The organism is Nocardia neocaledoniensis (assembly GCF_029868625.1).
Taxonomy (GTDB): Bacteria; Actinomycetota; Actinomycetes; order Mycobacteriales; family Mycobacteriaceae; genus Nocardia; species Nocardia neocaledoniensis_A.
Window position 1 is genome coordinate 1 of sequence record NZ_JARWOJ010000361.1, and the last position, 19,011, is coordinate 19,011.

18 protein-coding genes are annotated in these 19,011 nt (G+C 69.7%); 12 read left to right on the top strand and 6 right to left on the bottom strand.

All coding sequences use genetic code 11. The features are described from left to right. From QH270_RS28015 to QH270_RS28060, 10 genes are all read left to right on the top strand, one after another. Positions 1-465: diiron oxygenase (locus tag QH270_RS28015; RefSeq protein ID WP_280347043.1), on the top strand; the 465-nt coding region annotated here is incomplete at its 5' end. 46 nt (positions 466-511) lie between these two features. Next, complete coding sequence (locus tag QH270_RS28020) at positions 512-826, top strand: type II toxin-antitoxin system Phd/YefM family antitoxin (protein WP_280347044.1); 315 nt, start codon at positions 512-514, stop codon at positions 824-826. Further along, entirely contained in the window at positions 823-1,200 is a 378-nt protein-coding gene (locus tag QH270_RS28025; RefSeq protein ID WP_110036341.1) for a hypothetical protein, read from the top strand. Before QH270_RS28020 ends, QH270_RS28025 begins: the two co-directional genes overlap by 4 nt. Before the next feature lie 104 nt (positions 1,201-1,304). Next, positions 1,305-1,940 carry a hypothetical protein gene (locus QH270_RS28030; protein WP_280347045.1) on the top strand — a complete coding sequence of 212 codons (636 nt, stop codon included), beginning with the start codon at positions 1,305-1,307 and terminating at the stop codon, positions 1,938-1,940. 111 nt (positions 1,941-2,051) lie between these two features. Beyond that, positions 2,052-2,552, top strand: a complete 501-nt coding sequence (locus QH270_RS28035) for an ArsR/SmtB family transcription factor (RefSeq protein ID WP_233000263.1) — start codon at positions 2,052-2,054, stop codon at positions 2,550-2,552. A gap of 96 nt (positions 2,553-2,648) precedes the next feature. Then, complete coding sequence (locus QH270_RS28040; RefSeq protein ID WP_280347046.1) at positions 2,649-4,274, top strand: acyl-CoA synthetase; 1,626 nt, start codon at positions 2,649-2,651, stop codon at positions 4,272-4,274. Between the two features lie 104 nt (positions 4,275-4,378). Further along, positions 4,379-6,037 carry an acyl-CoA synthetase gene (locus QH270_RS28045; RefSeq protein ID WP_280347047.1) on the top strand — a complete coding sequence of 553 codons (1,659 nt, stop codon included), beginning with the start codon at positions 4,379-4,381 and terminating at the stop codon, positions 6,035-6,037. Between the two features lie 40 nt (positions 6,038-6,077). After that, on the top strand, positions 6,078-6,638 hold the full coding sequence (locus tag QH270_RS28050) for a hypothetical protein (RefSeq protein WP_280347048.1): 561 nt from the start codon (positions 6,078-6,080) through the stop codon (positions 6,636-6,638). 676 nt (positions 6,639-7,314) lie between these two features. Beyond that, positions 7,315-8,766 carry a PepSY-associated TM helix domain-containing protein gene (locus QH270_RS28055; RefSeq protein WP_280347049.1) on the top strand — a complete coding sequence of 484 codons (1,452 nt, stop codon included), beginning with the start codon at positions 7,315-7,317 and terminating at the stop codon, positions 8,764-8,766. 7 nt (positions 8,767-8,773) lie between these two features. Next, positions 8,774-10,354 (top strand): alkaline phosphatase D family protein, encoded by a 1,581-nt coding sequence (locus QH270_RS28060; protein WP_280347050.1) that lies wholly within the window; start codon positions 8,774-8,776, stop codon positions 10,352-10,354. Between the two features lie 3 nt (positions 10,355-10,357). Here the strand turns inward: QH270_RS28060 and QH270_RS28065 are convergent, their stop codons facing one another. Continuing rightward, the gene (locus QH270_RS28065; RefSeq protein WP_280347051.1) at positions 10,358-10,906 is read right to left on the bottom strand and encodes a CGNR zinc finger domain-containing protein; all 549 of its coding nucleotides are present in this window, start codon (positions 10,904-10,906) and stop codon (positions 10,358-10,360) included. 87 nt (positions 10,907-10,993) lie between these two features. On the opposite strand from QH270_RS28065, the gene QH270_RS28070 reads away from it, so the two are divergent. After that, a complete protein-coding gene (locus QH270_RS28070) occupies positions 10,994-11,884 on the top strand; it encodes an alpha/beta fold hydrolase (RefSeq protein ID WP_280347052.1) in 891 nt (296 codons plus the stop codon). On the opposite strand, the gene QH270_RS28075 is transcribed toward QH270_RS28070, so the two are convergent. The 3 genes from QH270_RS28075 to galK all read right to left on the bottom strand — a co-directional run bounded on the left by QH270_RS28075 (position 11,868) and on the right by galK (position 15,121). After that, on the bottom strand, positions 11,868-12,116 hold the full coding sequence (locus tag QH270_RS28075) for a hypothetical protein (protein WP_280347053.1): 249 nt from the start codon (positions 12,114-12,116) through the stop codon (positions 11,868-11,870). The genes QH270_RS28070 and QH270_RS28075 overlap by 17 nt on opposite strands. Before the next feature lie 13 nt (positions 12,117-12,129). Further along, positions 12,130-13,848: a sodium:solute symporter family protein gene (locus tag QH270_RS28080; RefSeq protein ID WP_280347054.1), complete on the bottom strand. Its 1,719-nt coding sequence runs from the start codon at positions 13,846-13,848 to the stop codon at positions 12,130-12,132. Positions 13,849-13,999: 151 nt separating this feature from the next. Next, on the bottom strand, positions 14,000-15,121 hold the full coding sequence (galK, locus tag QH270_RS28085; RefSeq protein ID WP_280347055.1) for a galactokinase: 1,122 nt from the start codon (positions 15,119-15,121) through the stop codon (positions 14,000-14,002). A gap of 210 nt (positions 15,122-15,331) precedes the next feature. Between galK and QH270_RS28090 the strand changes: the two genes are divergently transcribed. Next, positions 15,332-16,831 carry a GGDEF domain-containing protein gene (locus tag QH270_RS28090; RefSeq protein WP_280347056.1) on the top strand — a complete coding sequence of 500 codons (1,500 nt, stop codon included), beginning with the start codon at positions 15,332-15,334 and terminating at the stop codon, positions 16,829-16,831. A 22-nt stretch (positions 16,832-16,853) separates the two neighbouring features. On the opposite strand, the gene QH270_RS28095 is transcribed toward QH270_RS28090, so the two are convergent. Both QH270_RS28095 and QH270_RS28100 read right to left on the bottom strand, forming a co-directional pair. Further along, positions 16,854-17,615: a DUF6319 family protein gene (locus tag QH270_RS28095; protein ID WP_280347057.1), complete on the bottom strand. Its 762-nt coding sequence runs from the start codon at positions 17,613-17,615 to the stop codon at positions 16,854-16,856. A 133-nt stretch (positions 17,616-17,748) separates the two neighbouring features. Further along, positions 17,749-18,924 (bottom strand): alpha-hydroxy-acid oxidizing protein, encoded by a 1,176-nt coding sequence (locus tag QH270_RS28100; RefSeq protein WP_280347058.1) that lies wholly within the window; start codon positions 18,922-18,924, stop codon positions 17,749-17,751. Positions 18,925-19,011 lie beyond the last annotated feature (87 nt).

A 19,011-nucleotide genomic window follows, 5' to 3' on the forward strand; every position in this document is an offset into this window, starting at 1 on the left:
GGTGGTGAGGAGCCGATCGATCATCTGCAGAAGTCGCTGTTGCGGGGTGGGGTGAATCTGCATCCGATGGTGCATCGGGTGATGCAGATCCATGTGGCCGAGGAGGCCAGGCACATCTCCTTCGCCCACGAATACCTGCGCCGCAATGTGCCGGGCATGCACCCGGTCACCAAGACCGCGCTGTCGGTGCTGTTCCCCATCGCGATGCGGATCATGCTCGACATGATCATGACCCCGCCCAAGGAGTTCGTCGAGAAGTTCGACATCCCGGCCGAGGTGATGCGGGAGGCCTACTGGGGCGGCGCGGAATCGCAGACCACGATGCGCAACATCTTCGGTGACGTGCGCGCGCTGGCCACCAACAGCGGCCTGATGAACCCGGTCGCCAAGCTGACCTGGCGCCTGCTCGGCATCGACGGCCCGGTGACCAGGTACCGCAGCGAACCGGCCCGCAAGGTCGCCTGATCGGGAAACGCGGCGTCCCACTGTACACAGCGATGTACAGTGGGATATGGCCGATTACGAAACTGTGCCGTTGACCGAATTGCGGGGGCAGCTCGGTAGTGTCCTGGACGGGGTGTCCGCGAGCGGACGCCCGGTGATCGTGACGCGGGAGGGGAAGGAGTTGGTCGCGGTGGTACCCGCAGAGGTGTTGCGGCACGGGGCATTGCCCCCGGCGTACTTCAACGACGATCTGCGTCAGCAGATCCTCGGCGGTCTCGACGACCGGATCAAGACGCATTCCGCCGCCGAGATCGCCGACGCGGAAGCGAAGCTGGACAAACTCATGAGCGCGCTGGACGGCACGGGCGCGGGCACCCGGTGAGCGTCGCCGACCACACAGCGCTCACCTCGTTGGCCCTGTCCCCGCTGTTCGGGCAGGTGATCATGCGGCAGTTCACCCAGCAGCGCCGGATCATGGTGGTGCCGACGGTGAGCCTGATGGCCGCGATGCGCGCCGTCGACAACATCGACGAACTCGGGCGCCTGCTCGACAACCGCGTCGCCGTGCGCTGGGCCGAACTCGACGCCGCCACCGCGATCCGCACCGGCACCACCGTCCCGATGGCCGACGACCACACCGAATGGCCGCTCATCGCACCTGTCGTGTTCACCGCGCAGAACCTCGACATGCCGGTGCTCACCGCCAAGCCGGAGCTCTACCGCGGCTACAAAGTGCAGGTCGCGCCGATGCCGTGAGCGCCGTCGGTTACGGTGCACAACGAGGTCGGCCGAGGCCGACCGGTACGAGCGAACGATTCACCAGACAAAGCTGTACCAGGAACACTCGAGGAGAGCTGGTTATGCATCATCTGAGTTTCACGCGTCGCCTCACCACCGCGATGGTCGCCGCCTCGGCCGCCGTCGCCATCGTCTTCGCCGGCCAGGCCGCGGCCGAGCCGGCACCCCAGGCCACGGTCGACGTGGCCGCGGCGGTATCGCAGCTGCGGACCTCGGTCGCGGGCAACCCGGGCGCACTGGCCGCTCTCGATCAGCTGGTCGACAAGGGCACCGTCGACGTCGCGCTGCCCGCCCAGCCGTTCCAGATCCCGGCCACCTCCGACATCGGCCAGAACGGTGGCGGTCCCGGTGTCTACGGCTCCGGCATCGCCCTGGACATCGACGGTTTCCGCATGGGCTTCTTCGGCGGACCCGGCACCATCTCGCCCAACCAGGGCGGCGCGAAGCTCGAGGTGATGTGGCTGAACCTGTCCAACGGCCGCAGCGGCACCGCGGTGCTGACCGAGCACCAGGACGTGCCCGTCGACACCACCATCCGCACCGCGCCGCTGGACACCGGCGGCGGCCTGGTCGTCGCCGCGGTGTACGGCAGCCTGTGGCACCGCTGGTCGGTGCCGGTCGACGAGGCGCACCCGGACGGGTACGCCTACCAGCTCGGCCACATCCAGCAGCCGTCGTTCGGCGCCGTCACCCGCTAGTCCCTCCGTTCGGCCGCGCGCCCCGGAATCCGTGAGGTTCCGGGGCGCGCGCTCGTCGCGGGACGGACGAGGAGGCAGCGCAAGGGGTTCGGTGTGGCGTAGGTTGACCGCGTGGATCTGGTCGACCGACTCGAAGAACTGGAACGGCGGGTTGCCGCCCTCGAAGACGCGCGGCCCGAGGGCGGCGACGGCGAGCAGCTGCCGTGGGCGGTGGCGCGGCTGCGGCAGGAGTTCGAGGCCGCCGCCGTACGCAACGGCGGCGTGCTGATGGCCGGAGCGCTGCACCTGCCGACCGGTGAGCGCTTCGACTGGCAGGCACAGTTCCCGATCGACACCATCGTCGGCGAGGAATGGACCACAGAGGTCGCCAATTGCCTTGCCGCCCTGGCGAATCCGGTTCGGCTGCGGCTGCTTCGCGAGATCGTGTACGGACGCAGGACCGCCGCCGATCTCGCCGCGATCTCCGAACTGGGTTCCTCCGCCGACATCTATCAGCATCTGCGCCAGCTGGCCGCGGTCGGCTGGCTGCAGACCGCGGGCCTGGGCCGCTTCGAGGTGCCGGAGGGTCGGCTCATTCCGCTGCTCGCAGCCTTGGCCAGCGCGCAGCGGTAGTGAAATTTGCCCGAAATGACCAATTCAATACTGTGATGCAAGGCACACATACTGATACCGTTGGGTTCCAGAGATCGACGCTGTGGAGGTAGCCGAGTGAACGTGTCCCATCTGCTCGAAACCGTGAAGGCACTCGGGGTTCTGCGCTCGCGCGGCGTCACCGATCCCACCAAGCCGCTCGAGACGCTGCGGACCATGAAGGAATCCAAGATCTACGGCCCGCAGGCCACCCTCGTCCGGCACTCCGCGCGCGTCGCGCCCGAGCAGATCGCCCTGGCCGACGAGCGCGGCGAGCTGACCTACCGCGAACTCGACGACCAGTCGACCGCCATCGCCCGCGGTCTGCACGACGCGGGCATCGGCGAGGGCATGGTGATCGCGGTCCTGGCCCGCGACCATCGCGGACTCATCATGTCGATGATCGCCGCCGGCAAGCTGGGCGCGCGGATCGCGCTGATGAACACCGGTTTCGCCAAGCCGCAGTTCGCCGAGGTGTGCGAGCGCGAGCACGTGCGCGCGGTCCTGCACGACAGCGAGTTCCTCGGCCTGCTCGACGCGCTGCCCGCCGAGCTGCCCCGCTTCCTCACCTGGGTCGACGAGGGCGCCGCGGTGCCCGAGGGCGCGACGACCTTCGACGATCTCATCGCGGGCAACTCCACCGAGCCGCTCCCGGCCCCCAGCAAGCCGGGTGGCTTCATCATCCTCACCAGCGGCACCACCGGCCTGCCCAAGGGCGCCCCGCGCACCAAGGTGACGCCGATGGCGACCGCGCAGTTCGTCGACCGGGTGCCCTTCCCCAAGCGCGGCACCATGATGATCGTCTCGCCGATCTTCCACAGCACGGGTCTGGGCACCTGGCTGGTCGGCACGATCCTGTCGAACAAGATCGTCATGCGCCGCCGCTTCGACGCCGAGGCCACTTTGGCCGCCATCGCCGAACACAAGGTGGAGATGCTGGTCGCGGTGCCGACCATGCTGCACCGGATGACCGAACTGCCCGCCGAGGTGCGCGCGAAGTACGACCTGTCCTCGCTGAAGGTGATCCTGTTCGCCGGGTCGGCGCTCTCGCCCGAGCTGTGTATCAAGGCCACCGAGGCGTTCGGACCGGTGCTCTACAACCTCTACGGCTCCACCGAGGTCGCCATCGCGACCATCGCGAACCCGGCCGAGCTGGCCGAGGCGCCCGGCACCTGCGGCCGCTCGCCGATCACCTGCGAGGTCCGCCTCTACGACGAGAACGACCAGCGGGTCGAGACGCCCGAGACCCCGGGCCGGATCTTCGTGCGCAGCGGCGCGCCATTCGAGGGCTACACCGACGGCAGGAACAAGCAGATCATCGACGGCTTCATGTCCAGCGGCGATGTCGGCCACTTCACCGCCTCCGGCCTGCTCATGGTCGACGGGCGCGACGACGACATGATCGTCTCCGGCGGCGAGAACGTCTTCCCGCAGGAGGTGGAGAACCTGCTGGTGGAGCGGCCCGACGTGTTCGACGTGGCGGTCGTCGGCGTCGACGACGTGGAATTCGGCAAGCGGCTGCGCGCCTTCGTGGTCCTCGAACAGGGACACAGCACAGCCGCCGCCGACCTGCAGGCGCACGTCAAGGAGAACCTGGCCAGGTACAAGGTGCCGCGTGAGGTGGTGTTCCTCGACGAACTCCCCCGCAACGCGACCGGCAAGATCCTGCGGCGGGTGCTGGTGGACTATGAGGTTTCACAGTGATCCCAGCCACCGATGCTTGCTATTGTTAGCACCAGCACTGGATCTCGATGACGCGGTCCGGCCCCGCGTCTCGTCGTGGGATCGGTCTGCCGAAAGGCTGTTCGATGTCTCTGTCTCTGCCCGCGATCGGTGGCACGGCCCGGCGCGCCGGCGATTTCGCGCTCGGCGTCAAAGTGATGATGGATCGCAAGCTGTTCAATCCGCTGCGCCTGGATCACGCCGCCCGTTCCTTCCGCAATGTCTCGAAGTTCGGCCCGTTCGCCGGGGTGGTGATGCATGCCGCGCAGACCAGGCCGGACGCGGGCGCGATCGTCGACGAACGCGGTGAACTGACCTTCGGAACGCTCGACGAGCAGTCCAACGCGCTGGCCCGCGGCCTGCGGGCGAGTGGGATCAACGAGGGCGATGTGATCGCCGTCCTGGCCCGCGACCATCGCGGCATGGTGTTGAGCCTGCTCGCGGCGGGCAAGCTCGGGGTGCGCGCGGTGCTGATGAACACCGGGTTCGCCAAGCCGCAGTTCGCCGACGTGGCCGCGCGCGAGAAGGTCAAGGCGGTGCTGCACGACAGCGAGTTCGTCGACCTGATGAGCGCCATCCCGGCCGAGATCCCCCGGGTGCTCACCTGGGTCGACGAATCCGACGGGGTCGACCCGTCGATCCCGACGGTCGAGTCGCTGTGCGCCGGCCGTTCGGTCACGCCGCTGACCCCGCCCGCCAAGCCCGGCGGCATGGTGATCCTCACCAGTGGCACCACCGGAACACCGAAGGGCGCCCCGCGCGACAAGGTGAGCCCCTTCGCCTCCGCGCAGTTCGTCGACCGGGTGCCGCTGCCCAACAACGGCACCATGATCATGGCGGCGCCGATCTTCCACGGCACCGGACTGTCGCAGTTCACCCTCGGGCTGGCGCTGGGCAATCGGGTGATCTTCCAGCAGCGCCGCTTCGATCCGGAGCGCACGCTCGCCAATATCGTGAAGTACCAGGCGGATTCGCTGGTGGTGGTGCCGACCATGCTGCAGCGCATCCTCGATCTGGACGCGGCGATCCTGGCGAAGTACGACCCGCGCACCATCAAGGTCATCTTCGCCGCCGGCTCGGCCATCGCGCCGGACGTGGTGACCCGCACCCTGGACTACTTCGGCGACAGCCTCTACAACCTCTACGGCTCCACCGAATGCGCCGTGATGACCGTCGCGACGCCGGCCGACCTGCGCAAGTCGCCGACCACCGCGGGCAAGGCGCCTGTCGGCATCCGCATCGTGCTGCTCGACGAGAACCGCAAACCGATCACCGAGCCGAATGTCACCGGAACCATCTTCGTGGACAACGGTTTCGCGTTCAGCGGCTACACCGACGGCCGGACCAAGGAGATGGTCGACGGCATGATGTCCTCGGGCGACGTCGGCCATTTCGACGCCGACGGCCTGCTCTACATCGACGGCCGCGACGACGACATGATCGTCTCCGGCGGTGAGAACGTCTTCCCGCTCGAGGTGGAGAACCTGATCGCGGGCCGCGCCGACGTCTTCGAGGCGGCGGTGGTCGGCGTCGACGACCGCGACTACGGCAAGCGGCTGCGCGCGATCGTGGTGCCCGGTCCGGAGTCGGCGCGCGACCCGCAGGAGATCAAGGAGTTCGTCAAGGAGAACCTGGCCCGCTACAAGGTGCCGCGTGAGGTGATCTTCGTCGACGAGTTGCCGCGCAACGCGACCGGCAAACTGCTGCGCAAGCCACTGATCGAGATGGACGTCCAGGAGGGTTGATCCCGGGAAGACGGTTCCGGCCGTCGTCTATCATCAGCCGGTGATCATCGAGTTCCGGCAGGCCGCCGCGCCGCCGCGTGCCCTGTGCGCGCGGGTGCGCGGCGGCTGCGCGGGCTCGATGTCGGGCGCGCTCGCGCTGGCCGCGCACGGCGTGGCGTCCGGGGGCGCGCTACCGAGCAGCACGACCGTCGTCCTGCTGGCCGCCGTGGCGGCGGTGATCGGCGCACTGGTCAGCGGCCTCGGACCGTTGCGCTCGGGGGCGGTCGGCCTGGCCGTGGTGCTGCTGGCCGGGCAGTTGCTCGGGCACACGACGATGAGCTGGTCCGGGCACGGGCACCACGCCGAGGATTCCCTCGGGCTCGGCATGCTGCTGGCGCACACGGTCGCGGCGTCTGTCGCGGCGCTGGTCATCCTCGGTGTGGAGGCGGCCTACCGAATCGGTGGCGCGGCGCTGGCCCGATTGCTTCCCCTGCGCTACCGCTCGCCCCGCATTCCCGCCCCGGCGCCCCTGCGCCTGGTCCACCGCGACCGCGTCATCCTGCGGATCCTCGCCGCCGCCACGCTGCGCACCCGCGGTCCCCCGCTCGCGATTCCTTTCTGATCCTTTCCTCACCCGGTGCACGAATCGTCGTGCGCTACCCCTGAGCATGACGCCGACTCCTCGCATGTTCCGGCTGCCACCAACGGCGATCGGGGCACGCGACCGGCCCATATCTCCCACCGCGAATCGGCGGGGCGCGAGGTAGTGGAACCGGACGTCGCACGCCACAACACAACGGCCACCGGTCAGAGCCCATCGCACGGTCACACGATGACCGCTGTGGTCGGCGCCAGCAGCCGTCCACCACATCGCGCCGCCGAGCCGCGGTGACGGTGACGGACCGTGGCGCGGAGCCACACTGCGGATGGTGCTGCTCGTTGCGCATCGGCACAGCGGTCGGCGCTGGTCGCCGCGTATCGCACCGCGGCGCTGTGGTCGGGACCGATCGCCTCGCGTGGCGACTGGAATCGGCCACGAGGTCGCGCGGCGCGCGTTTCGGCGGGCGACGTCGCTGTGGTCGGGCGGGCGCGTCGAGTCAGCCGCTGCCGTACAGGCGCTCGGGCGGACGACACAAGCTAGCCGCCCGGCGGAAGCCGCCGTCGGTCGACGTGGTTCGGCCGGCGGGCTCGCGGCGCTCTCTGTCGCGAGGCGGGCGGCGTGGTCGACGTCGGTATCTGCGGGTAGCGCGTCGCGATGGTCGTGCGCACCGGGTTCCGATCTGCAGAAACGAATCATCATGAGCATCACGGACACTCGTTCGACCGAGGAACCCACCTCGGCACCACCCGCTCCACCCGCACGCCGGAGGTTGCGGCTGTATCCCCTGGCCCTGCGGCTGCACTTCTACGCGGGGATCTTCGTCGCCCCGTTCATCCTGATCGCCGCGCTCACCGGCGCGTTGTACGCGATGGCGCCGACCATCGAGGGCTTCGTCTCCCGCGATCTGCTCCGCGTGGACACCTCCGGACCCGAGCAGACGCTCTCGGCGCAGGTCGGCGCGGCGGTCGCCGACAAGCCCGACCTGACCTTGGTGGCCGTGGCGCCCGCGCCGAGCGAGGGCGAGACCACCCGGGTGCTGTTCAACGACCCCACCCTGGGCGACTCCGAGCGGCTCTCGGTGTTCGTCGACCCGCACACCGCGCGGCCGGTCGGCGAAGCCGTGGTCTACGGCAGCAGCGGCGCCCTGCCGTTGCGCGCCTGGATCAGCGAGTTCCATCGCAGCCTGCACCTGGGCGAGCCGGGCCGGATCTACAGCGAGCTGGCGGCGTCGTGGCTGTGGGTGATCGCCCTGTTCGGCCTGGTGCTGTGGGTGCACCGGGTGCGCAAGCGCCGGGCGAAGCGATCGGCGGCCTGGCTGCTGGCGCCGGATCTGTCCGAGCCGAAGCGGCGAAAGCTGAACTGGCATGGCGCCCTGGGCTTCTGGCTGCTGCCGGTGGCCTTGCTGCTGTCGGTCACCGGTGTCACCTGGTCGGCGTACGGCGGCGAGAACGTCACGAAGCTGCGCGAGGAACTGAGCTGGACGACCCCGGCCGTGAGCGTCGGCCTGCCCGGTGCCGCCGAGCCCGCGCCCGCGACGGGCGGCGACCACCACAGCGCCGGACATGTCGCGCCCGCGCCGGTCGACCAGGCCGCCCGGATCGCCCAGCTCGACGGGGTGTGGGAAAGCGCACGAGCCAACGGCATCACCCAGGGCGCGGAGATCGCCGTCCCCGCGACGCCGGACAAGGCGTTCGGCGTCAAGGAAGTCCGCGCGCCGGGCACCTACACCATCGACAGCGTCGCGATCGACGGCGCGAGCGGCGCCGTCACCGACTCCCTCGCCTACACGGACTGGCCGCTGATGGCCAAGCTCACCAACTGGGGCATCGCCTTCCACATGGGTCTGCTGTTCGGCCTGCCCAACCAGCTGCTGCTGCTCGCGGTGGCGCTGGGACTCGCCGCCATGATCGTGCTCGGCTACCTCATGTGGTGGCAGCGGCGGCCGACCCGTGGAGCCCGCCGTCGTATGGCCGGTACCCCGCCGCGACGCGGAGTGCTGCGCCGGACCTCGCCGTGGCTCACCGTGCCGCTGGTGGCCGCCGCACTGCTGGTCGGCTGGTTCCTGCCGCTGCTCGGCCTGAGCCTGCTGGCGTTCCTGCTCGTGGACGTGGCACTCGGGTTGGCGGCCCGCGCCGAACATCCTGTGTAATGCACACATGACGCTGTCCCGCCGACAACTCCTGCGCTACAGCGTGACCGGATCGGTCGCGGCGGCGGTGGGAGTGTCGGCGGTGAGCAGCGCGCGCTTCGCCGCGCCGCGCACCCTCGGTGACCCGTTCTCCCTCGGCATCGCCTCCGGCGAACCGACCCCCGACGGAGTGGTGCTGTGGACGCGGCTCGCGCCCGACCCGCTCGCCCCCGACGGCTACGGCGGCATGCCGATCAACCCGGTGACCGTCGACTACGAGGTCGCCGAGGACGAACGCTTCGCCAAGGTGGTGGCCCGGGGTTCGGCGGTGGCCACGCGCGCACTCGGCCACAGCGTGCACCCCGAGATCTCCGGGCTGGCGCCGGACCGGTGGTACTTCTACCGGTTCCGGGCCGGTTCGGCGATCTCCCCCGTCGGCCGCACCCGCACCGCGCCCGCCGCGGGCAGCCCGACCGCGCGGATGCGCTTCGCCTTCGCGTCGTGCCAGTCGTGGAGTTCGGGCTACTACACCGCCTACGAGCATCTGAGCGCCGAAGACCTCGACCTGGTCGTGCACCTGGGCGACTACATCTACGAGTCGTCCTGGGTGCTCGCCCGCCGTGGCGCGACCCTGCCACCCCAGCTCGAGGGCGAGGCCGTGAACCTCACCGGCTACCGGCTGCGCTACGCCCAGGCCAAGACCGAGGGCCCGCTGCGGGCGGCGCACGCGCGGTTCCCCTGGCTGGTCACCTTCGACGACCACGAGCTGGACAACAACTGGGCCGCCGACCGCCCCGGCCTCGGCGTCGACGTGTACCGGCTGCCGCCGCTGTTCCGCCGCCGCAAGGCGGCCGCCTTCCAAGCCATGTACGAGCACCAGCCGATGCGCCTGGCACAGCTGCCCGTCGGCCCGTCGGTGCACCTGCATCGCCGCTACCGCTTCGGCGATCTGGCCGAGTTCACCATGATCGACACCAGGCAGTACCGCACGCCGCAGGCCTGCGGCGACGGCAGCGCGGTACTCGACTGCGCCGACCGTTACGCCACCGACCGCAGCATTCTCGGTGCGGCGCAACGTGATTGGCTCGTGGACGGGCTGGCCACCTCGCCCGCGCGCTGGCAGGTGCTCGGCAATCAGGTCGCGATGGCGCAGTCCGACTACGATCCCGGCCCCGCCGTGCTGCTCGGCACCGACGCCTGGGATGGCTACATCGCCGACCGCAACACCGTGCTCGGTGCAGCTGCCGACCGCGCGGCCGGGAACCTGGTGGTCATCACCGGCGACCGGCACGAGAACTACGTGGCCGACCTGCGCCGCGACTATTCCGTGCCCGAATCACCGGTCGTGGCCACCGAATTCACCGGTACCTCGATCTCCACCGGCGGCGACGGTGCCGATGTCACCGACGGCGGCCGCGCCCTGCTGGCCGCCAACCCCGACATCATCTTCCACAACCGCCAGCGCGGCTACGCGCGCGTCGACCTCGATCATCGGCAGTGGCGTACCGACTTCCGCGTGGTCCCCTACGTCACGCGCCCGGGTGCGCCGATCAGCACCAGGGCTAGTTTCGTTGTCCAGGAAGGCATTCCGGGCGCGGTTGAAGCCTGACGATCACTTGTGTCGCTGGTAGTACCTGGCGACCCGCGCCCGGTTGCCGCAGCGCTCGGGCGAACACCACTGCCTGCGTGGATGCGCGGGAACGAACAGCATGACGCAGTCCTCGGCCGCGCACTGACGTAGCCGGTCCACCGCCGGATCGGTGAGCAGGTCCACGGCCGCTTCGGCGAGCACCGCGGCCAGCCGGGCGCTCGCGGTACCGGCGCGGCGTGGCCGGGCGACGCAGCGCTCACCGTCCCATTCCAGGTGTCGCACGGCGGGTGCGGCGGACAGGGCTTCGCTGAGCCCACGCAAGGCCGCCGCAGGGGGCCGCACACCTCGCCGCAGCGCGGTGAGCGCGGCGTGGATGTGCTCGCGCACGTCGTGAACAGCGCGCAGTTCGGCCGCCGCCGGGTCCGCGAAATCCTCGGGGAGGCGATGTTCCTGCAAGCGCAGCCAGTGCGCCAGCTGCGCGGCGGTTCCCAGGAGATCCACACCGGCGGGGCGGGTGTTGACGAGGTCGATGGCCAGGTGCTCGCCGACCAGCGCTTCGGACTCACTCATTGCCTAATGGTAACTCAACCAGTTGACACATTAGCCTCGCGAGGACTAGAACTAATGCATCATCACCGAGAGAAAGCATGTGAATCGATGACGCTGCCCGCCACCATCCAGCACCGGCGCATCCAGGTCGACGGCGTCGACGTCTTCTACCGCGAATCGGTGCCATCCCGCTCCGACGCTCCGACTCTGCTTCTGCTGCACGGCTTTCCCTCCGGTTCACACCAGTTCCGTCGCCTGATGGACCTGCTGGGCGATCGCTTCCGGCTGATCGCCCCGGACTACCCCGGCTTCGGAAACACCAGCGCACCGGCCGATTTCGAGTACACCTTCGATCGGCTCGCCGACATCGTCACCGGCTTCACCGAGCAGCTCGGGCTCACCGAATTCGCCATGTACGTCTTCGATTTCGGCGCGCCGATCGGGTTCCGGCTCGCGGTCCGCCACCCGGATCGGATCACCGGGCTCGTCGTCCAGAACGGCAACGCCTACGAGGCGGGGCTTTCCGACGGCGCCCGCGCGTTCATCGGACTACGGCCGGGTGAGGACGGCGCCGAGGAGACCATCGGGCAGCTGCTCACGCCGGCCGGCACCCGCGGCCAATACGAGCTCGGCGTCGCCGATCCGGCCCGCCTCGCACCGGACGCGTGGACCCTCGACCAGTACTACCTCGACCTCCCCGGCCGCAAGGAGGCACAGCTCAGCCTCGCGTTCGACTACCACTCGAACCTGGCCCGCTACCCCGAGTGGCAATCCTGGCTGCGCACCTACGCGCCGCCGACCCTGATCACCTGGGGCGCCGACGACCCGTTCTTCCCCGCGCCGGGCGCCGAGGCCTACCTCGCGGACCTTCCCGACGCCGAGCTTCACCTGTTCGAGACGGGGCATTTCGCGCTGGAGACCCACCTGGGTGAGATCGCGTCGCTCATCGCCGATTTCCTGGACCGCCTGCCCGGCGCACGGCTCACTCGTCGGGAGTGAACTCCTCCGGGGTCGGCTCCGGTCGCGCGGGCACCTGGACGGGGCGCACGGCAGCCCAGCCGACGAAGACGACGGCGACGCCGAGCATGCCGAGACCGGCCCAGAGATTCACATCGATGCCGCCGGTCTTGACCGCCTGCTCGGCGCTGTCCTGCACCAGCGAGGTGATCACCAGGACGACGCCGTAGCAGCCGAGCAGCGCGCCGATGATGGTGCGGATGTCGAAAAGCATGGTCGGTGACTCCTTATCCGATGACGATGTTGAGCGCGATCACCAACACCAGCGCGATGCCCGCCAGCAATACCGGGCGCTGATACCAGGGCAGCGTGTCGGCGTCGGGGTCGGTGCGCAGCGCCTTCGGGGTCTCCGAGTACACCAGGCCGACCAGTTCGGCGGCGGGTTTGGGCTCGGTCACCATGGTGACCGCGACACTGACCGTGATGTCGACGACGAACGCGACACCGGCCGCAACGAAGCTCGCGCCCTGTCCCGAAAGCTCGGTCACCCCGGTCTCGTTGAGCACGAAGACGAACACCGCCGCCAGCGTGCCGCTCACCAGCCCGACCCAGCCCGCGGTCGGCGTCATCCGTTTCCAGAGCATGCCGAGGATGAAGGTCGCGAACAGCGGCGCGTTGAAGAAGCTGAACAGGGTCTGCAGGTAGTCCATCATGTTGCTGAACCCGCCCGCGATGAAGGCGGTGAAGATCGCCGCGACGGTCGCACCGATGGTGGCCAGCCTGCCGACCTTCAGGTAGTAGCCGTCCGGACGGCCCTTGCGCACGTACTGCTGCCACAGGTCGAAGCTGAACACGGTGTTGAACGCCGAGACATTGGCCGCCATGCCCGCCATGAACGCCGCGAGCAACCCGGCCAGGCCGACGCCGAGCAGACCGTTCGGCAGCACCTCTTTCATCAGGAACAGCAGCGACTGGTTGTAGGTGACGTCGCCGGTGAAGTCCGGATTCGCGGTGACCTGCTGCTTGTACTCGATCATCTGCGGTACCAGCACGGCGCTGATCATGCCGGGGATCACGACGATCAACGGGATGAACATCTTGGGGTACGCGCCGATGATGGGCGTGCGCTGCGCGGCCGAGATCGAATGCGTGGCCAGTGCCCGCTGGACCTCGACGAAGTTCGTCGTCCAGTAGCCGAACGAGAGCACGAAGCCGAGGCCGAACACGATGCCCATGATGGAGGCGAAATTGTCGGTGAAGCCGCTCATCGCGTTGCCCGGCCAGGTCTGCAGCTGGTCGGCGCCGCCCGGCGACGCGGTCACCTTGTCCCGCAACCCGTCCCAGCCGCCGACCCGGTGCAGGCCGACCAGCGTGAGCGGCAGCAGCGCCGCCACGATCACGAAGAACTGCAGCACCTCGTTGTAGATCGCGGCCGAGAGCCCGCCGAGGGTCACGTAGGAGAGCACGATCGCCGCGGCCACGATCACCGAGATCCACAGCGGCCAGCCGAGCAGCACATTGAGAATGGTGCCGAGCAGGTACAGGTTGACGCCCGCGATCAGCACCTGCGCCAGCGCGAAACTCAACGCGTTCACCAGATGCGCGCCGGTGCCGAACCGTTTCCGCATGAACTCCGGCACCGACCGTACCTTGGAGCCGTAGTAGAACGGCATCATCACCACGCCGAGGAACAGCATGGCCGGGACGGCGCCGATCCAGAAGTAGTTGAAGGTCGGGAAGCCGTACTGGGCGCCGTTGGCCGACATCCCCATGATCTCGACCGCGCCGAGGTTGGCGGAGATGAAGGCGAGGCCGGTCACCCAGGCGGGCAGCGAACGGCCGGAGAGGAAGAAGTCGACGCTGGTGGAGACCCGGCGCCGGGCGATGAGCCCGATGCCGAGAACGAAGACGAAATACAGGGCGACGAGCGCGTAGTCGACGGGCTCGGCATCGAGCCGCAGGCTCGACGAAGCGTCGAGCGTGACGGTGGAAACGGCTAGTCGCACAGCGCATCCCTCCTGGCCTGGAACCGGGCGGCACACCAGCGTCGTCACCGAACGGCGCGGGCCCGCGTCGCCCGCCGAACTTTCCGGATGGTTCTACTGTCGACGATTGTGCCGCGCGTCACAGCTCGAATCGGGATTACGCAACATCTGTTCAGTCGAGTCGGCGCGCGCCCGCGGCCGGTTCGACGGTGAACACCCGGGGTGCCGCCAGCCGCGCCGCGGCGAATCGCTGCTCGATCCGCGCGGTGACAGCGGCGGTGTCGGTGCTGTCCACCAGGGCGAGCACGCTGCCGCCGAATCCGCCGCCGACCATCCTGGCGCCGTGCGCGCCCGCCGCCAGCGCCGCCGCCACCGCGAGGTCGAGGGCGGGCGCCGACACCTCGAAGTCCGCGCGCAGGGAGTCGTGCGAGGCGGTGAGCAGCGCGCCGATCGCGCGGGGATCGGCGCCGGCGCGCAGCTGGTCGACGACCGCGAGCACGCGCGCGTTCTCGGTGACCACATGGGTGGCGCGGCGGCGCAGCAGCGGATCGGTCAGCCGGGGCAGCTGCGCCTCGGTGACATCGCGCAGGGCCGACACCTCGAGCGCCTCGGCGGCGGCCTCGCACTGCGCCCTGCGCTCGGCGTAACCGCCGTCGGCGAGGTCGTGCGGGTGACCGGTGTCGGCGACGACCAGTGCGAGCCCGGCGGCGGCCAGGTCGAACGGGATCTGTTCGACGGCACCTGGTTTCGGGCCATCCGGTGCGGTGTAGGCGCGCACATCGAGGAAGAGGGCGTGCCCGGCGGTACACAGGATCGACGCGGACTGGTCGAGGATGCCGGTCGGCACGCCGGCGAAACCGTTCTCCGCGGCCCTGGCGATGGCGACGAGCTCGCGCGCGGTGAGCGCGGGCGCGCACAGATCGCGCAGTGCCACGGTCACCGCGCAGCACAGCGCGGCCGAGGACGACAGGCCCGCGCCGATCGGCACCGCGCCGTCGATCTCGAGGCGCACTCCGTCGACCGGATGGCCCGCACGCGCGAACTCGTGCACGACGCCGAGGGGGTAGCGCGCCCAGTCCGGGACCCGATCACGCTGTACCGCGAGTTCGTCGACGTCGACCTCGACCCGCTCGCCGGGACGCTGGGCCGAGGTGAGCCGCACCAGCCGGTCACCGGTGCGTTCGGCCGCGCACACCACGCCGAGCGACAAGGCGATGGGCAGCACGAACCCGTCGTTGTAGTCGGTGTGCTCGCCGATGATGTTCACCCGGCCCGGCGCGATCCACCTGTCCACCCCGCGACTCCTCTCCACTCGTCGCCCCCAGCACACACCGCCGCCGGGTGGAGCCGAACAGCGGGTACCGAATCGGTATTCGGAATTTGCAGACAAGGCCACGACATCGGCAGCCGATCGTGTCATGATCGACTGAGTTGTAAAGGTTTTGAGCGTCTCTACGTTCGATCGGCGGCGCTCGGCACGTGCGCAGCGGATCAAGGGGGGCTGATGACCATCGGCGAAACACCGCACCGGAGCCGACGCCGGCGCACCGTCCTGCTGGCCGCGGCCGCCGCCGTGCTGCTCGCGCCGCTGTTCGACGCGCGGTGGCTGTCCTTCCTGCTGCTCGTCGTCATCGTCGCGGGCAGCCTGGCGATGATCGGGCTCGGCCTCTACCGGCACCGCCCCGCGCAGCGGCTGCCCTGGTATCTGCTGGCCGTCTCGGTCCCGCTGTTCGCCGCGGGCACCGCGATCCGGGAACTCGGCATGCACGCGGCCTGGCATCCCACCGACGACGTGGTCACCCTGGCAGCGTATCTGTGTCTCGCGCTGGCCGCGGTGGGCTGGCTGCGGCCGCGCCGCCTCGGCAGCGCCCGCGACCTGTGGCTGGACACGATGCTCATCGGCTTCAGTGCCTTGCTGGCCGCCTGGACGTTCCTGATCTCCCCCATCCTGCGCCGCCCCCTCGGCGTCGACACCCTGCTGGCCGCCAGCTACCCACTGATCGAAGCGCTGTTGCTGACAGTGCTCGCGCACTCGCTGGCCACCGTGGTGCGCACCGAGATCTCGCTGCGGCTGCTGCAGGCGGGGCTGATCGCGGTGCTCGGCGCGGGGCTCCTCGAAAGCCTCGGCGCCGCAGGAACTCTCGTCAGTGGCGGGTTCGCGCTCGTCCCCCAGCAGTGGGCCTATCTGCTGGCCGGGGCGGCGGCGCTGCACCCGACCATGGCCGCGATGCAGGAAGTCGACGACGTGCATCCGCACCGGTCCCGGCGCCGGGCCGGGGTGATCGCGGTGGCGCTGGTGGCCGCCTCGCTGGTCAGCGTGGTCGGCGCCGACCTCGGTTCGGGCGACCGCGTGGTGATCTGCCTGCTGCTGACCCTGCTGCTGGTGGGGGTGCTGGTGCGCAGCGAGCGCGCCATCGCCCGCAGCCTGCGCAGCGAACGGCGAGCCCAGTACCAGGCCGACCACGATCTGCTCACCGGCCTGTACAACCGGTCCGCGCTGCTGCGCGCACCGCAGCGGCATCGGCACGATTGGGCGGGAAAGCCGTTGTCCCTGTTGTTCATCGACCTCGACGGATTCAAGATGGTCAACGACAGTTACGGACACGCCGTCGGTGACGAACTGATCGCCGCGGCCGCCGCTCGCATCCGCCGCACCGCCCGCCGCGCCGACATCACCGCCCGCTACGGCGGCGACGAGTTCGTGATCCTGGCGGCCCGCTCCCGGCCCGAGGCCGCCGTCCTCGCCCAGCAGCTGCTCGGCGCCTTCATGCGCCCGTTCGAGCTGAGCTGCGGGGAGATCCCGATCACCGCCAGCATCGGTGTCGCCTGCCTGACGACGCGACCGACCGACTCCACCGTGTACGACCTGCTCCGTGAGGCCGACGCCGCCATGTACCACGCCAAGGAGTACCGCCTCGGCCTGGCGTTCCACGACGATCCGCGGCACGCCCCGGTGCACCGCGCCTTGCGCAGCGCCGGAAAGCCCACCAGCACGGCGGTGTAGCCGAGCCGGTGGGATCGGAGCACTAGTCGCCGAGTTCGGCTAACAGCCTTTTGGCCGCCTCCAGTTCGGCCTGCAGCTGGGCGACCTTGGCCTGCTGCACGCCACGGGCGGCCTCCAGGATGCCGTCGACGACCTCTTCGACCTCGGGATGCAGGATCTTGGCGGCCTGCGCGACGGCGCCGCTGCTCACCGCCAGCCCCTTCACACTGCGCTTCTTGCCGTTGACCACGTCGACGGTCCATTCCCCGTCGGCGGTGCCGGTGAGGGTGACGGTGACCTCCGGCGCCTTGGGCTTGCGCGCGGCGGTGGTCTTGGCCGGCCGCGGCGCCGCCGGCGTGGGCGCGGCGGGTTCGTCGGGAACGGGCGCGAGCGACCGAGGCGCCGGCGGCGTCGCGGCCGCGCTCGGCTGGGTCGACGGCTGGGTCACGGTGGTGTCCTTTCGATTGCTCTGCTCGGGGACGCTGTCCGGGCGGGTTCGCGTGGAGCCGCCCGGCGCTACGGTAGTCGCGCGGGCCGGCTTGGTCAGCGTCACCTCGCTCGGTCCGAACGACAGCACATCTTTGGAACCGGTGGGCCGTACCTGCAGGAAGTCGCCGTCGGCCGGATCGCCGAGCGCGACGACCTTGCCCGACTTGCCTTCGGCGACACCGACGGCGGCGGCGGTGAACCACACCATCGGCGGTTTACCCTCCGCGAGCTCGCCCGCGATGCGCGCGAGCTCGGCCTCGGACAGTACCTGCTGGGCGGATCGGCGGGATGCGGACTTGGTGCTCGGCGAGGACATCGTGGACTCCGGAAGGTTGGTGCGTCTGCTGCGTGTGCCCCGATGATGCCGCACGCCACCGACACGTTCCGGTCGAGCCCACCGTCACGGCCCGAAAACCCGTCGGGTAACAGGTATCCGGGCCGTGCGGGAATCAGCCGCGGGAGGCGTGGCCCAGCGTGGTCGGCCGGATGTTGGCGCGCACCGCGGCGACGTCGGGGTAGCCGTTGACCGCCATCAGCAGATCGGCCTCGGCGGCGTAGCTGCGCAGCAGATGCACCAGGCCGCGCACCCCGCCCAGCGACAGCCCGTACACATACGGCCTGCCGATCCCGACCATGCTCGCGCCGAGGCCGAGCGCCTTCACCACGTCGGCGCCCGAGCGCACGCCGGAATCGAACAGCACCGGCACGCGGTCGTCACACGCGGCGACGACCGCGGGCAGCGTCTCGAGCGCGCTGAGGCCACCGTTGGCCTGTCGCCCACCGTGATTGGAGCAGTAGATGCCGTCGGCGCCGAAGTCGATGGCCTTGCGCGCGTCCTCGGGGTGGGAGATGCCCTTGAGGATGATCGGCAGGTCGGTGAGCGAGCGCAGCCAGGTCAGGTCGTCCCAGGTCAGGGAGTGCCCGAAGGTCGAGACCCAGTGCAGCACAATCATCTTCGGGTCGTCGGAACCCACCATCGCCTGGAAGACCGGGTCACTGGTGTAGTTCTTCAGCACGTGCCCGCGCAGCTGCGGGAAGTTGCCGGAGGCCAGGTCGCGCGGCCGCCAGCCGGGCACCCAGGTGTCGAGGGTGACGGTGATGCCGGCGTAGCCCGCCGCCTCGGCACGGTGCACCAGGCTCTCGGCCAGCTCCCGGTTCTTCGGCGTGTACAGCTGGAAGAACGCCGGGGTGTCCCCGGCGTGCGGCCGCACGTCCTCGAGCGGGTCCTCCATCAGTGTCGAGAACATCGCGGGCACACCGGTTTTCGCCGACGCCTTGGCGACCGCGATATCGCCGTGCCCGTTCTCGCCGACCAGGCCGATCACCCCGACGGGCGCCAGGAACAGCGGGCTGGCGAAGGTGTGCCCGAACGCGGTGACGGAGAGGTCGCGCTCGGTGGCGCCGACCAGCATCCGCGGCACCAGGCCCCAGTCGCCGAAGGCCTCGGCATTGCGCCGCTGGGTGAGCTCGTCACCGGCGCCACCGGCGATGTAGTTCAGCAGGGAATCGGGCAGCGCGGCCGTCGCCTTGCGTTCCAGCGTCGCGTAGTCCATGGGGAATTCCGGCTGGATGCCACCCAGCGCGGTCAGGTAGATCTCGTTCTGATAGTCGGCGAACTGACTCATTGCTGAACTCTCGCACGCGAGCTTGGGTTCACGGACCGCAGGGGCGATGTAAGGTGCGTCATACTCGTAAGTAGACAGCGTTCCCAG

What these genes read in the sequence shown, in the direction of transcription:
- QH270_RS28020 (WP_280347044.1), top strand. Translation starts at nt 512, where the DNA reads ATGGCCGATTACGAAACTGTGCCGTTGACCGAATTGCGGGGGCAGCTC.
- QH270_RS28030 (WP_280347045.1), top strand. Translation starts at nt 1,305, where the DNA reads ATGCATCATCTGAGTTTCACGCGTCGCCTCACCACCGCGATGGTCGCC.
- QH270_RS28045 (WP_280347047.1), top strand. Translation starts at nt 4,379, where the DNA reads ATGTCTCTGTCTCTGCCCGCGATCGGTGGCACGGCCCGGCGCGCCGGC.
- QH270_RS28055 (WP_280347049.1), top strand. Translation starts at nt 7,315, where the DNA reads ATGAGCATCACGGACACTCGTTCGACCGAGGAACCCACCTCGGCACCA.
- QH270_RS28060 (WP_280347050.1), top strand. Translation starts at nt 8,774, where the DNA reads ATGACGCTGTCCCGCCGACAACTCCTGCGCTACAGCGTGACCGGATCG.
- QH270_RS28065 (WP_280347051.1), bottom strand. Translation starts at nt 10,906, where the DNA reads ATGAGTGAGTCCGAAGCGCTGGTCGGCGAGCACCTGGCCATCGACCTC.
- QH270_RS28070 (WP_280347052.1), top strand. Translation starts at nt 10,994, where the DNA reads ATGACGCTGCCCGCCACCATCCAGCACCGGCGCATCCAGGTCGACGGC.
- QH270_RS28075 (WP_280347053.1), bottom strand. Translation starts at nt 12,116, where the DNA reads ATGCTTTTCGACATCCGCACCATCATCGGCGCGCTGCTCGGCTGCTAC.
- QH270_RS28090 (WP_280347056.1), top strand. Translation starts at nt 15,332, where the DNA reads ATGACCATCGGCGAAACACCGCACCGGAGCCGACGCCGGCGCACCGTC.
- QH270_RS28095 (WP_280347057.1), bottom strand. Translation starts at nt 17,615, where the DNA reads ATGTCCTCGCCGAGCACCAAGTCCGCATCCCGCCGATCCGCCCAGCAG.
- QH270_RS28100 (WP_280347058.1), bottom strand. Translation starts at nt 18,924, where the DNA reads ATGAGTCAGTTCGCCGACTATCAGAACGAGATCTACCTGACCGCGCTG.